The organism is Microbacterium sp., assembly GCF_047602155.1.
Taxonomy (GTDB): Bacteria; Actinomycetota; Actinomycetes; order Actinomycetales; family Microbacteriaceae; genus Microbacterium.
This window is the reverse complement of the sequence record NZ_JASGHZ010000001.1, coordinates 1,986,399-1,999,948: the sequence shown is the minus strand read 5'-3', so window position 1 is coordinate 1,999,948 and position 13,550 is coordinate 1,986,399. Positions and strand designations below refer to the sequence as shown.

The window sequence follows — 13,550 nt, the reverse complement described above, 5'->3', positions numbered from 1 at the left end:
GGCCGGCTCAGTACCCGCGGCGGGTGGCGTCGCGGACCTCGCCGACGAGTTCCTCGATGATGTCCTCCAGGAAGAGCACGCCCGTCGTCCGGCCCTCGGTATCCCGCACCTGCGCGAGGTGGCGCCCGGCGCGGCGCATCAGCGCGAGGGCGTCTTCGAGGTCGGTCGCCTCGACCACCGGCACCATGTGGTGGATGCGCTTCGGGTTGATCGGGACGGTGACATCGGCATCCGGCCCCTCGGCGGCGCGCAGGATGTCCTTCAGGTGCACGTAGCCGACCGGCATCCCGTCGGCGCCGGTGATGACGTAGCGCGAGAAGCCGTGCTTCGCGACCGCACGCTCGATCTCGTCGGGGGTCGTCGTCTCGGGCAGGCTCACGAGCTCCGCCAGCGGCACGGCGACGTCGCGCGCCTTCTTGTCGGTGAACTCCACGGCCGCGGCCACCGCGCCCGACGCATCGTCGAGCACGCCCTCGATGCGCGACTGGTTCACGATCGTGGCGACCTCGTCGAGGGTGAACGTGGATGCCGCCTCGTCCTTCGGCTCGACCCGGAACAGCCGCACGATGTGGTTGGCGGTCCAGTTCAGCGCGACGATCAGCGGATGGAACACCTTCGAGACCCACACGAGCGGCGTCGCGAGCATCAGCACCGCCCGGTCGGGCAGCGAGAACGCGAGGTTCTTGGGCACCATCTCGCCGAACACGACGTGCAGGTACGACACGAGCAGCAGCGCGACCGCGAACGCGACGCCGCCGATGACCGCGTCGCTCCAGCCGGTGAGGCCGAGCGGCACCTCGAGCAGGTGGTGGATCGCCGGCTCCGACACGTTCAGGATCAGCAGGGAGCAGATCGTGATGCCCAGCTGACTCGTCGCGAGCATCAGCGTCGCGTGCTCCATGGCGTACAGGGCGGTCTTCGCCGCGCGCGATCCGCGTTCGGCGAGTGGTTCGATCTGCGAGCGGCGTGCCGAGATGACGGCGAACTCGGCGCCGACGAAGAAGGCGTTGAACGCGAGCAGCACGACGAGCCACGCGAGGCCGGCCCAGTCGCTCATGACTGCTCACCGCCCTCGGCGCCGTCCGGCAGCGGATGCGGGGTGAACCGCACGCGGTCCACGCGCCGGCCGTCCATGCGCTGCACCGTGAGGGTGCCGTCCTCGAGGTCGACGGTGTCGCCGACGGCGGGGATGCGCTCCAGCGTCGACATGACGAAGCCGCCGACGGTGTCGTAGACATCGCTCTCCGGAACCCGGATGCCGGTGCGGTCGAGCACCTCGTCGGGCCGGAGGTCGGCGGGGAACGTCACGGCGCCGGCCGTACCGGCCACCCGCACGACCCCGGCGCGGCTGCGGTCGTGCTCGTCGAGCACCTCACCGACGATCTCCTCGACGAGATCCTCCAGCGTGACCACTCCCGCCGTGCCGCCGTACTCGTCGACGACGATCGCCATCTGATACCCGCGAGCGCGCAGCTCTGCCATGACGGCGTCGAGGTGCACCGCCTCGGGCACGCGCAGCGGCTCCTCGGCGATGGCGGCGGCGGGCACGTCGGCGCGGCGGTCGCGCGGGACGCTGACGGCCTGCTTGAGGTGCACGATGCCGGTGATGTCGTCCATCGAGTCGTCGTACACCGGAAAGCGGCTGTGCCCGGTGCGACGGGCGAGCTGGATGACCTCGTCCACGCTGTCGCCCGCGGCGACGGCGTGGACGCTCGGCCGCGGGGTCATGACGTCGGCGGTGGTCAGCCGGGAGAAGGTGAGCGTGCGGTCCAGCAGCGACGCGGTGTCCTCCTCCAGCACGCCGGCGCTCGCCGAGCGGCGCACGAGGCTCGACAGCTCCTCGGCGGTGCGGGCGCCGGACAGCTCCTCCTTGGGCTCGACGCCCAGGCCGTGCAGCACGGCGTTGGCGCTGCCGTTGAGCACGGCGATGGCGGGCCGGAACACCATCGTGAAGCCCACCTGGAACGGCACGACGAGCTTCGCGGTCTGGCGCGGCACGGCGAGCGCGAAGCTCTTCGGCACGAGTTCGCCGAGGATCATCGAGAACGTCGTCGCGATCGCGATCGCGACGACGGTGGCGATCGCGCTGACCGCGGCATCCGGAACCCGCCAGGAGGTCAGCACGGGGCTCAGCAGCGTCGACAGCGCCGGCTCCATCGTGTAACCGGTGAGCAGCGTCGTCAGCGTGATGCCCAGCTGCGCGCTGGAGAGGTGCGTCGAGGTGATCTTCAGCGCGTCGATCGTCAGCGACAGCCGCGACTCGCCCGCCGCCCGGCGGGCCTCGAGGTCGGCCCGGTCGAGGTTCACGAGCGCGAACTCGCTCGCCACGAACAGCCCGGTCCCGATGGTCAGCAGCAGCCCCACGCCCAGCATGACGAACTCCATCACGCATCACCCCCGGTCAGGCCGGGTTCGGGTCGGTGGGGCGAGTGTCTACAACTGGGAGGGTCGTCCATCGTGCACAGAAGTTTACGGCACCGCGCCGACTGCGCGCCGCTGCCCGCGGCATCCGCCCGCACCGTGCGCTCCCCCGCGCCCGCCGCATCCGCCCGCGCCGTCGAAATCGGCACGCGCGGTCGAAATCGGCACGCGCTGCTGAAGTTTCGATAGCGCGTGCAGGAAACGGCAGCGCGAGTGGGCCGCACGGATGCCGGTCGCAACCTCCTCCCCAGGACGCGAGTTCGGCGATCTGTCCACAGATCGCCGCGCGGGCCGATTCCGCGACGCCGTGACGTGCCAGGGTCGGAGCATGACTCCGACACCCGACGTGCAACTGGCGCGGACGCGCGAGTTCGGCGACACGCCCGACTACCGCCGACTGCGTCGCCACGTGCGCTCCGGCGCGTGGACCCGTGTCGCGCCCGGCGTGTACGCCTCGACGCCGCAATGGCGCGCGCTCGCGCCGATCGCGCGGCACCGCCTGCGCGTCGACGAAGTGTCGGCGCGGCTGGACGGCCCGGCCGTTCTCTCGCACTTCGCCGCGGCGGCCGTGTGGGGCATCGACATCCTCGGCGCGTGGCCCGAGCTCGTCGATGTCACGATCGAACGCGCGAGCGGCGGGCGCTCGGGCGGCGCGGTCCGGCGGCGCGCGCTCGGGTTGGCGGGCGTTGCTCGCGTCGGCTTCGGCCGGCATGAAGTGACAAGTCCGGCGCAGACGGTGCTCGATCTTGCCCGGATGCTCCCCTTCGTGCGCGCGGTCTCGGCGATCGACCAGGCCATCTGGACCGGTGGCCGCGGCGGCGCTCTGACGACGAAAGCCGAAATCCTCGCGCTGCTGGATGCCGGTCCGCCGCGCCGCGGCGATGCCCGCGCGCGCCGGGCCGTCGCTGCGGCCGAGCCGCTCGCGGCCAACGTGCGCGAAACCCAGATGCGGCTGCTCGTCATCGCCTTGGGATTCGGCGAGCCCCGACTGCAGGAGCGGCGCGTGCTCCGCAGCGGGCGGCTCGTGTACGGCGACGCCTATTTTCCGGAGCAGGACCACTGGCTCGAACTCGACGGACGCGGAAAGTACCTCAGTCCCGAGTTCGGCCAGTCCCGCGCGCCCGCCGAGATCGTCATCGATGAGAAGAACCGCGAGAACGAGATCCGCCGCGAGGTGCGCGGGTTCTCACGCCTCGAGGCGGCGGACCTCGATCACCCGAGGCGCGTGTACGACATCCTCACCGGCGACGGGCTGCACAGTTCGAAGCCCCGCCCGTCGCACTGACCGCCGCCGGCGCTGTCGCCGCCGATGCCCGACGCGCTTGCGCCCGTCGCGCTCGGCGCTCGTCGCGCTTGCGCCCGTCGCGCTTGCGCCCCGACGCGCTCGCGCTGTCGAAATCGGCACGCGCTACTGAACTTTCGATAGCGCGTGCCGAAAACGACCGCGCGAGCCGAGCGGGCGGGGACACGCCCTGCCGAACGGGCGGGGGCGCGCGAGCCGAGCGGAGGACGCGAGAATGGAGCCGTGAGCGAGACGATCGGCGAGAGCGCGGGCGTCATCGTGCGCCCGTTCATCGAGTCCGACATCGAGGACTATCGCCGCTGGCTGCAGCCCGACCAGGAATGGCACCGGTGGGACGGTCCGTACTTCGCGAAGCCGGATGCCGCCGCCATCGCCGCCGCGTGCCGACGCTTGTCGACGGCGCTCGCCGACGGCTCGTACGCCGCGCAGTCCCCGTTGCAGCGCGCGGTCATCGCGACCGCGGAGAACCCCGACGTCATGCGCGGCACGGTGTCGTGGCACTGGGAGGGCGAAGAGTCGGACTGGCGCCGGATGGGGATCACGGTTTACGACCCGACGCTCCGAGGCCGCGGCATCGGCACGGCGGCGCTGCGCATCTGGACCGACTACCTGTTCCGCACGACGCGCGTCGTGCGACTGGACTACTCGACGTGGTCGGGCAACACGCGCATGCTCGCCGTCGGCCGGCGCCTCGGCTTCACCGAAGAGGCCCGGTTCCGCGACGCGCGCGAAGTGCGCGGCATCCGCTACGACTCTGTCGTGATGGGCATCCTGCGTCACGAGTGGGAGGCCGCGGCTCACGCCTGACGCGCTTCGCGCTGTCGAAACCTGCACGCGCTGCTGAAGTTTCGACAGCGCGTGCAGGAAACGACCGCGCGAGCGGCGGGGTGGATGCCGGCGCCAGTGCCGAGCGGCGGACGAGCCGCCGAACTCCCACCCGACCGGCTGACCGCGCGCCGCCACCAGCTGACCGCCGAACCCCCACCCGAGCGCCTGACCGCGCGCCGCCACCAGCTGACCGCCCGCCGCTACCAGCTGACGGGCAGAGCCTTGCCCTCTTCGTAGCCGGCGGCCGACTGCAGGCCGACCGTCGCGCGCACGTGGAAGTCGGGCACGGTCGCCGCGCCCGCGTAGGTGAACGACGAGCGCACGCCCGAGGTGATCATGTCGACGAGATCCTCGACCGACGGCCGCAGCGGGTCGAGGTAGATCTTCGACGACGAGATGCCCTCGGCGAACAGCTCCTTGCGGGCGCGCTCGTACGGGTCGAGGCGGCCGAAACGGCCCTGCACGGCCTTGGTCGAGGCCATGCCCCACGACTCCTTGAACACGCGGCCGTCCGCGTCGGCCTGCAGCCCGCCCGGCGCCTCGATCGTGCCGACGAACCACGAGCCGATCATGACGGATGCCGCTCCCGCCGCGAGGGCCAGCGCCACATCGCGCGGGTAGCGCACTCCCCCGTCGGCCCACACGTGTGCGCCGAGCTCGGTCGCCGCGGCCGCCGTGTCGAGCACGGCGGAGAACTGCGGCCGCCCCACGGCCGTCATCATGCGCGTCGTGCACATCGCGCCCGGGCCGACACCGACCTTGAGGATCGAGGCGCCGGCATCCACGAGGTCGCGCGCGCCCTCGGCGGTGACGATGTTGCCCGCCGCGATCGGGATGCCGAGCTCCAGCTCCGACACCGCGCGCAGGGCGCGCAGCATCCCCTCCTGATGGCCGTGCGCGGTGTCGACGACGAGCACGTCGACTCCCGCGGCGGCCAGCGCCCTCGCCTTCGCGGCGACGTCGCCGCCTATGCCGACGGCGGCGGCGACGATCAGCCGTCCCGAGGCGTCGACGGCCGGCCGGTACAGCGTCGAGCGCAGCGCCGTGCGGCGCGACAGCGTGCCGACGAGGTAGCCGTGGTGCAGCACGCACACCGTCTCGGCGTCGGCGGCGACGATGAGGTCGAACGCGTGCCGCGCGTCGTCGACGTCGTCGGCGTCGATGGATGCCGTGCGCCCCCGCGCAAGGTCGCCCAGCCGCGCGTCGGGCAGCGCCGTGCCCAGGCGCGTCGCCGGCACGACGCCGAGGATGTCGTCGACGTGCACGCGCTCGCGGGCGCTCGACACCACGACGATGCCGTGCCCCTCGGTCGCCGGCAGCAGCGCCGCCGCCTCGGCGACGGTCGCGTCGGCGGGCAGCACCTGCGGCGTGTCCCACGGCACCGGCTGGTCTTTCACCCACCGGATCGCGGCGTCGATGTCCTGCAGCGGCATGTCCTGCGGCAGCACGCCCAGCCCGCCGCGGCGGGCCAGGGCCGCGGCCAGCCGGGGGCCGGTGACGGAGTTCATGTTGGCGGCGACGAGCGGGATCGTCGCGCTCGTGCCGTCGCGCGGCGACAGGTCGACGTCGAGGCGGCTCGTGATGCCCGACCTGCGCGGGACGAGGAAGACGTCGGAATAGGTGAGGTCGACGGTGGGCTGCGCGCCGGAGAACTGCATGCGTCCACGGTAGCGACTCCAACTGGGATAACCTTGACGGGTGTGCGCGAGGGCTCTTGCAAGCCCCGTACGATCTGAACTTCATCGACGAAAGCAGGCACAACCGTGTCCAGTCAGTTGACCGGCGTGGGTACATCGAGCGATGGCGAATTCGGGGCCAACGAGTGGCTCGTCGCCGAGATGTACGACCAGTTCGCGAAGGACCGCAACTCCGTCGACGAGTCGTGGTGGCCGGTCCTGGAGGCCTACGAGCGCACGCAGCGGAACACGGATGCCGCACCGCCGGCCGAGCGGGCTCCGGCATCCTCGCCCGTCACGACCCCTGCCGCGGCGGCCGAGGCGCGCCCCGTGACCGCCCCCGTCCCGGTCGTCGGCGCCCAGCCGGTCGCACGCACGACCGCCAGGCCCGCCGCTCCTCAGCCGGTTCCCGCGCAGGCTCCGAAGTTCGAGCCCGGCCCCGTCGCCGCGACGCTCGACGACGTCGTCACGCCGCTGCGCGGCATGCCGAAGACGCTCGCCGCCAACATGGACGAGTCGCTGACCGTGCCCACCGCGACGAGCGTGCGCACGATCCCGGCGAAGCTCATGATCGACAACCGCATCGTGATCAACAACCACATGTCGCGCACGCGCGGCGGCAAGGTGAGCTTCACGCACCTCATCGGCTGGGCCATGATCCGGGCGCTGAAGGACTTCCCGAGCATGAACGTGTCGTACGCCGAGGTCGACGGCAAGCCGTCGGTCGTCGCGCCCGCGCACATCAACCTCGGCATCGCGATCGACCTGCCCCGCCCCGACGGGACGCGCTCGCTCCTGGTGCCGAGCATCAAGCAGGCCGAGACGCTGACCTTCAACGAATACCTCGTCGCGTACGAGGATCTCGTCAAGCGCGCCCGCGCGAACAAGCTCACCGCGGCCGACTTCCAGGGCACGACGGTGTCGCTGACCAACCCGGGCGGCATCGGCACCGTGCACTCCGTGCCCCGGCTGATGAAGGGCCAGGGCTGCATCCTCGGCGCCGGCGCCCTGGAGTACCCGGCCGAGTTCCAGGGTGCGAGCGAGAAGACGCTCGCGGAGCTGGCGATCGGCAAGACCATCACCCTCACGAGCACCTACGACCACCGCGTCATCCAGGGTGCCGGGTCGGGCGAGTTCCTCAAGATCGTCCACGAGTACCTGACCGGTCAGCGCGACTTCTATTCCGGCATCTTCGCGGCGCTGCGCATCCCCTACGACCCGATCCACTGGGCCGAGGACGTCAGCGTCGACCTCGCCGAGCGCGTCGACAAGACCGCCCGCGTGCAGGAGCTCATCAACGCGTTCCGCGTGCGGGGCCACCTCATGGCCGACATCGACCCGCTGGAGTACGTGCAGCGCACGCACCCCGACCTCGAGATCGAGAACCACGGCCTGACCTTCTGGGATCTCGACCGCGAGTTCGTCACCGGGGGCTTCGGCGGCAAGCGGGTGCTGAGGCTGCGCGACGTCCTCGGCGTGCTGCGCGACTCGTACTGCCGCACGATCGGCGTCGAGTACATGCACATCCAGGATCCCGCCCAGCGCCGGTGGTTCCAGGCCCAGGTCGAGGTGAAGTACCAAAAGCCCGACCACGACGAGCAGCTGCGGATCCTCGACAAGCTCAACCAGGCCGAGGCGTTCGAGACGTTCCTGCAGACGAAGTACGTCGGTCAGAAGCGCTTCAGCCTGGAGGGCGGCGAGTCGCTCATCCCGCTGCTGGATGAGATCCTGCAGGGCGCCGCCCGTGCGAACCTCGACGGCGCCGCCATCGGCATGGCGCACCGCGGGCGCCTGAACGTGCTGACGAACATCGCCGGCAAGACCTACAGCCAGATCTTCCGCGAGTTCGAGGGCCAGGTCGCGATCGGGTCGAAGAGCGGGTCGGGCGACGTCAAGTACCACCTCGGCACCGAGGGGACGTTCGTGTCGGATGCCGGCACCGAGCTGCCCGTGTACCTCGCCGCGAATCCGTCGCACCTGGAGACGGTCGACGGCGTGCTGGAGGGCATCGTCCGCGCCAAGCAGGACCGGATGCCGATCGGCTCGTTCTCGTGGCTGCCGATCCTCGTGCACGGCGACGCGGCCTTCGCCGGTCAGGGCGTCGTCGTCGAGACGCTGCAGATGTCGCAGCTGCGCGGTTACCGCACCGGCGGCACGGTGCACGTCGTGGTCAACAACCAGGTCGGCTTCACGACGACGCCGCAGGACGGCCGCACCTCGGTGTACGCCACGGATGTGGCCAAGACCATCCAGGCTCCCATCCTGCACGTCAACGGCGACGACCCCGAGGCGGTCGTGCGCGTCGCCGCACTGGCGGTCGCGTACCGCCAGGAGTTCCAGCGCGACATCGTGATCGACCTCGTCTGCTACCGCCGCCGCGGGCACAACGAGGGCGACGACCCGTCGATGACGCAGCCGCTGATGACCAACCTCATCGAGGCCAAGCGCTCGGTGCGACGCCTGTACACCGAGGCGCTCGTCGGCCGCGGCGACATCACCGAGGAGGAGTACGACAAGGCCAAGCAGGACTTCCAGAACCGGCTCGAAGATCGCGTTCGCCGAGACGCACGCCGCCGAGACGGGCGCGAGCGGCATCGTGACCCCGACCGGGACGACCGAGGTCGCCGTCGGCGAGCCCGACACGACCGGGGTGGCGCTGGAGGTCGTTCACCAGATCGGCGACGCCTTCGTGAACAAGCCCGAGGGCTTCACGGTGCACCCGAAGCTCGATCAGCTGCTCGACAAGCGCCTGGACATGAGCCGCAACGGCCAGATCGACTGGGGCTTCGGCGAGCTGCTCGCCTTCGGCTCGGTGCTCATGGAGGGCACCAACGTGCGGCTCGCCGGCCAGGATGCCCGCCGCGGCACCTTCGTGCAGCGCCACGCCGTGCTGCACGACCGCGTCAACGGGCAGGAGTGGCTGCCGCTGGCCAACCTCTCCCAGACCCAGGGGCGCTTCTACGTCTACGACTCGCTGCTGAGCGAATACGCCGCGATGGGCTTCGAGTACGGTTACTCCGTCGAACGCGCCGACACGCTGACCCTGTGGGAGGCGCAGTTCGGCGACTTCGCCAACGGCGCGCAGTCCGTCGTCGACGAGTACATCTCCGCCGCCGACCAGAAGTGGGGCCAGCAGTCGAGCGTCGTGCTGCTGCTGCCGCACGGCTACGAGGGTCAGGGGCCCGACCATTCGTCGGCCCGCATCGAGCGGTACCTGCAGCTGTGCGCGCAGGACAACATGACCGTGGCGCGCCCGTCGACCCCGGCATCCTATTTCCACCTGCTGCGGCGGCAGGCCTACGCGCGCCCGCGCCGGCCGCTGATCGTGTTCACGCCGAAGGCCATGCTGCGCCTGCGCAGCGCCACGAGCCCGGTCGGGGACTTCACGACCGGGCGGTTCGAGCCGGTGCTCGACGACGACCGCGGGCTCGACAAGGCCGCCGTCAAGCGCGTGCTGCTGCACTCGGGCAAGATCCACTGGGATCTGAAGGCCGAGCTGGAGAAGAACCCGAACCCCGAGATCGCGCTCGTGCGCGTCGAGCAGCTGTACCCGGCGCCGCTCGACGAGCTGGGCGCCGTGATCGACGGCTACCCGGACGCGCAGCTGGTGTGGGTGCAGGACGAGCCCGAGAACCAGGGCGCATGGCCGTTCATCGCGCTGGAGGTCGCCGGGCACCTGCACGGGCGCACCATCCGCCGCGTCTCGCGCGCGGCCGCCGCCTCGACGGCGACCGGCTCGCCCAAGGTGCACGCGCGCGAGCAGGCCGCCATCCTGGAGACGGCGCTCACGCTCTGAGGCGGCGCATGAGCCCTCGCGGAGCGCATTCCGCCCCGTCGGCATCCGGGGCCGGTTCCTCAACGGTCATGCCCGACGCCTCGTGCGCCCGGCGCAAATCGCGGCTATTCGCACGAATGACCGCGATCTGCGCCGGATGAGGGGCGAGGCATCCGCGTGGTCCGGCGCAAATCGTGACGACCCGCGCAGTTCGACGCGATCTGCGACGGATGAGGGGGGTGACGCCTCGGCGTCGGGCATCGCGCCTGACCCCCGCCCGCGGGACGAAGCGCAGCAACACCCCCACACCGCAGCCCCGACCGAAGGACGACATGGACGTCGCACTCCTGACCAACCCCGCCGCCCGCGCGGGCGCACACACCGGCGCGGCGCCGCGCGCCGCCGCGCGGCTGCGCGCGGCCGGGCACCGGGTCACGGTGATCTCCGGCGGCAGCGCGGCGGAGTCGTCCGAGCTGCTGCGCACGGCGCTGCGCCTGGGGGCGGGTGCCGTCGTCGTCGCGGCCGGCGACGGCACCGTCGCCCTGGCCGTCCAGGAGCTGGCGGGCACCGGCGTGCCGCTGGGGATCGTCCCCGCCGGCACCGGCAACGACCTCGCGACGGCGCTGGGGCTGCGCGACCTCGACGCGGTCGGGGCCGCGGACGCCATCGTCGCGGGGCACACCCGCACGATCGACCTCGCCCGCATCACGCGCCCCGACGGGTCGGGGCAATACTTCGGCACGGTGCTCGCGAGCGGGTTCGACTCGCAGGTGAATGACCGCGCGAACCGGATGCGGTGGCCGCGCGGGCACCTGCGCTACACCATCGCGATCCTCATCGAGTTCGTGAAGCTGCGCGGCATCCCGTTTCTCGTCGAGGTGGAGCGGGCCGACGGCTCGACCGAGCGCGTCGACGGCGACCTGGTGATGGCGACCGTGGGGAACGGGCCGACCTACGGCGGCGGCATCCCGATCTGTCCCGACGCCGACCTTTCCGACGGGCTGCTCGACGTGACGCTCGTCCGCCCCGCGGGGCGTCTCAGGCTGCTGCGGCTGCTGCCGCGCGTATACCGCGGAACGCATATGACGGTTCCGCAGGTCTCGACGCACCGCGTCCGCGCCGTGCGGCTCGCATCGCCGGGCGTGACGGCGTACGCCGACGGCGACCCGGTCGGCGCGCTGCCGCTGTCGGTCGAAGTCGTCCCGGCCGCGCTGACCGTGTTCGTGCCGGCCTGAACCGGCCGCAGCCTCAGTGCCGCACGGCCGGCAGGGTGATCCGGACGCTCGTGCCCTGCCCCTCGCGGGACGTGATGTCGGCTCCGCCGCCGTGGCGTTCGACGATGGTGCGCACGAGCGCCAGCCCCAGCCCGCTGCCCTGCCGATCGCGGGCGTTGGACGCACGCGCCAGTTCTTCGAAGACGGTGCCGAGCTCCGCCTCCGGGATGCCGCGCCCCGTGTCGGCGACCTCCAGCACCACGGTGCCGTCCCGCTCCGAACCGCGCACCTCGATCGTGTCGCCGGGTTCGCTGTACTTCGCGGCGTTCGCCACGACGTTGAACACGGCGACGAACAGCAGGTCGGGGTCGCCGGCGACCCGCGGCAGCGGCCACGGCGCCGACGGCAGCGTCACCGCGATCTCGCGCCCGTGCGCGTCGCGGACCGCGTCGACGACGTCGCCGACCAGCGTGTCGACATCGACGGATGCCGCCTCCAGCGCGATCGTCCGCAGTTCCGCGAGCTTGCGCAGGTCGCCGACGAGCCGCGCCAGACGCTCGGTCTGCCCGTCGATGACGTCGAGCTGCGGCGTCGACGGCGTGCTCGCGGCGACGGCCGCGCGGATCGCGGTGACCGGGTTCTTCAGCTCGTGGTCGAGGCGGTCGAGGAAGCGCCGGTGCTCGCGCGCGGCATCCTCCGCGGCGGCGGCGCGCGCCCGCTCGGCGGCACGAGACCGCGACCGCATCCAGAGCACCGCGGCGGCTGCGGCCGCCGCCAGCACGAGCGCGACGACCGCCGCGACCAGGGGAACGGCCGCCCCCACGACGACCGTGCGCGCGTCGCCGAGCGCGACGACGGCCACCACCAGCGCCACGGCGGCGGGCAGGAACAACAGCAGCCGGCCCCTCATCCGCGACTCACCTCGGCGCGGAAGCGGTACCCGGCGCCCGGCACGGTCTCGATGTAGCGCGGGTCGGTCGCATCGTCGCCCAGCGCCGCGCGCAGTTCGGCGACACGGTGGTCGACGGCGCGCGTGTGCGCGGCGAAGTCGAAGCCCCACAGCGCCGACAGCAGGCGCTCGCGCGTGTGCACCTCGCCGGGCCGGGCCATCAGATACTCCAGCAGCTGAAAGGCCTTCGGCGTCAGCGTCACCTCGGCGCCGTCGCGCCAGAGGCGCCGCGCGGGACGGTCGATCCGGATGCCGTCGGCCCGCAGCACCTGCGACGAGACGAGCGGCGCCGCGCCGGCGGCGACCCGCCGCAGCACGGCCCGCACTCGGGCGACGAGTTCCTGCGGGTCGAACGGCTTGTTGAGGTAGTCGTCGGCGCCCTCCTCCAGCGCGGCGGAGCGTTCGCCCGACTCCCCGACGTGCGTCAGCAGGATCGCCGGCGTGGTGACTCCGCCCGCCCGCAACCGCCGGATGACCTCCCGGCCGTCGACGCGCGGCATGACCACGTCGCTGACGACGATGTCGGGATGCCACCGCGCCACCTCGTCGAGCGCCTGCGCCCCGTCGGCCGCGACCCGCACCTCGAAGCCGCTGCGCGACAGGAACGGCGCCAGGCTGTCGGTGATCGACGATTCGTCGTCGACCAGCAGCAGCCGGGGCAGAGCCTCGGAGTCCATGCCTCGACGCTAGCGGCTGATGGGAGTCGTCGCGTTCAGCGTGCCCTGGTCGTGGATCGCGGGTGTGCCGCTCTCCCAGCCCACGGCCCACGCGCTGCCGGTGATGGTGATCGTCTCGGCCGAGGCCACGATGACGATGCCGCCGTCGCCGGTGATCGTCAGGTTCTTCACGGCGGGCAGCAGCGTCACCCCGGCATGCGCCTCGATCGTCACGTCGGTGCAGTCGCCGGTGACGTCCACGACCATCGCATCGTGGACGTGGTCGATGACGTAGTCGTCGGACGTGCAGGTGAAGTTGCTGGTGACCGAGTCCGTCCAGCGGTCGCGCCGCAGGCGGTCGCGCACCTCGTCGCTGACGATGACGCTCGAACCGTCGTCGGCGGCGTCGCCGGTGGCCTCGTCCGTGACGTCCGTGGTCGGTGTGGACCCGGCATCCGTCGCCGGCGTCTGCGACAGCGACGCCGAGGGGCCTCGGCGACGGTGACGGTGCAACCGGCGAGACCGACCGCGGCGAGGGCTGCGGCCAGGCCGACGGTGGCGATGCGGAGCGGGGTGCGTGCGGCGGTGTTCATGCCCTCCACGCTACGGGGCCGATGTCGCAGGCGTGTCGCGAGCATGTCGCAGTCTCGCGACAGCTCCGGCGTCGCGCGGATACGGCCGGCGCGGCTCGCCCGTCACACACTGCCGGTCCGGCCGGCAGATTCCGA

Annotated in this window: 9 protein-coding genes and 1 pseudogene; 4 read left to right on the top strand and 6 right to left on the bottom strand. The window is 71.9% G+C overall.

The features are described 5' to 3' along the window. Nucleotides 1–7: 7 nt before the first annotated feature. A complete protein-coding gene (locus tag QM720_RS08975; RefSeq protein WP_415125769.1) occupies nucleotides 8–1,057 on the bottom strand; it encodes a hemolysin family protein in 1,050 nt (349 codons plus the stop codon). After that, the gene (locus tag QM720_RS08970; protein WP_415127866.1) at nucleotides 1,054–2,385 is read right to left on the bottom strand and encodes a hemolysin family protein; all 1,332 of its coding nucleotides are present in this window, start codon (nucleotides 2,383–2,385) and stop codon (nucleotides 1,054–1,056) included. Before QM720_RS08970 ends, QM720_RS08975 begins: the two co-directional genes overlap by 4 nt. A gap of 364 nt (nucleotides 2,386–2,749) precedes the next feature. Between QM720_RS08970 and QM720_RS08965 the strand changes: the two genes are divergently transcribed. After that, on the top strand, nucleotides 2,750–3,706 hold the full coding sequence (locus QM720_RS08965) for a hypothetical protein (protein WP_415125768.1): 957 nt from the start codon (nucleotides 2,750–2,752) through the stop codon (nucleotides 3,704–3,706). A 240-nt stretch (nucleotides 3,707–3,946) separates the two neighbouring features. Beyond that, nucleotides 3,947–4,531: a GNAT family N-acetyltransferase gene (locus QM720_RS08960; RefSeq protein ID WP_415125767.1), complete on the top strand. Its 585-nt coding sequence runs from the start codon at nucleotides 3,947–3,949 to the stop codon at nucleotides 4,529–4,531. 221 nt (nucleotides 4,532–4,752) lie between these two features. On the opposite strand, the gene QM720_RS08955 is transcribed toward QM720_RS08960, so the two are convergent. Then, nucleotides 4,753–6,210, bottom strand: a complete 1,458-nt coding sequence (locus tag QM720_RS08955) for a GuaB1 family IMP dehydrogenase-related protein (RefSeq protein ID WP_415125766.1) — start codon at nucleotides 6,208–6,210, stop codon at nucleotides 4,753–4,755. A gap of 105 nt (nucleotides 6,211–6,315) precedes the next feature. Here QM720_RS08955 and QM720_RS08950 point away from each other — a divergent pair. Together QM720_RS08950 and QM720_RS08945 are read left to right on the top strand one after the other, a co-directional pair. Next, a pseudogene (locus QM720_RS08950) lies at nucleotides 6,316–10,024 on the top strand (multifunctional oxoglutarate decarboxylase/oxoglutarate dehydrogenase thiamine pyrophosphate-binding subunit/dihydrolipoyllysine-residue succinyltransferase subunit). Between the two features lie 311 nt (nucleotides 10,025–10,335). Further along, nucleotides 10,336–11,238 carry a diacylglycerol kinase gene (locus QM720_RS08945; protein ID WP_415125765.1) on the top strand — a complete coding sequence of 301 codons (903 nt, stop codon included), beginning with the start codon at nucleotides 10,336–10,338 and terminating at the stop codon, nucleotides 11,236–11,238. 13 nt (nucleotides 11,239–11,251) lie between these two features. On the opposite strand, the gene QM720_RS08940 is transcribed toward QM720_RS08945, so the two are convergent. Genes QM720_RS08940 through QM720_RS08930 form a run of 3 tightly spaced genes read right to left on the bottom strand, consistent with a single transcriptional unit; the run spans nucleotide 11,252 to nucleotide 13,335 of the window. Further along, complete coding sequence (locus tag QM720_RS08940) at nucleotides 11,252–12,127, bottom strand: sensor histidine kinase (protein ID WP_415125764.1); 876 nt, start codon at nucleotides 12,125–12,127, stop codon at nucleotides 11,252–11,254. Next, nucleotides 12,124–12,843 carry a response regulator transcription factor gene (locus QM720_RS08935; protein ID WP_415125763.1) on the bottom strand — a complete coding sequence of 240 codons (720 nt, stop codon included), beginning with the start codon at nucleotides 12,841–12,843 and terminating at the stop codon, nucleotides 12,124–12,126. The genes QM720_RS08940 and QM720_RS08935 overlap by 4 nt, the downstream gene beginning before the upstream one ends. Before the next feature lie 9 nt (nucleotides 12,844–12,852). Beyond that, nucleotides 12,853–13,335, bottom strand: a complete 483-nt coding sequence (locus tag QM720_RS08930) for a DUF3060 domain-containing protein (RefSeq protein WP_415125762.1) — start codon at nucleotides 13,333–13,335, stop codon at nucleotides 12,853–12,855. Nucleotides 13,336–13,550: the final 215 nt, after the last annotated feature.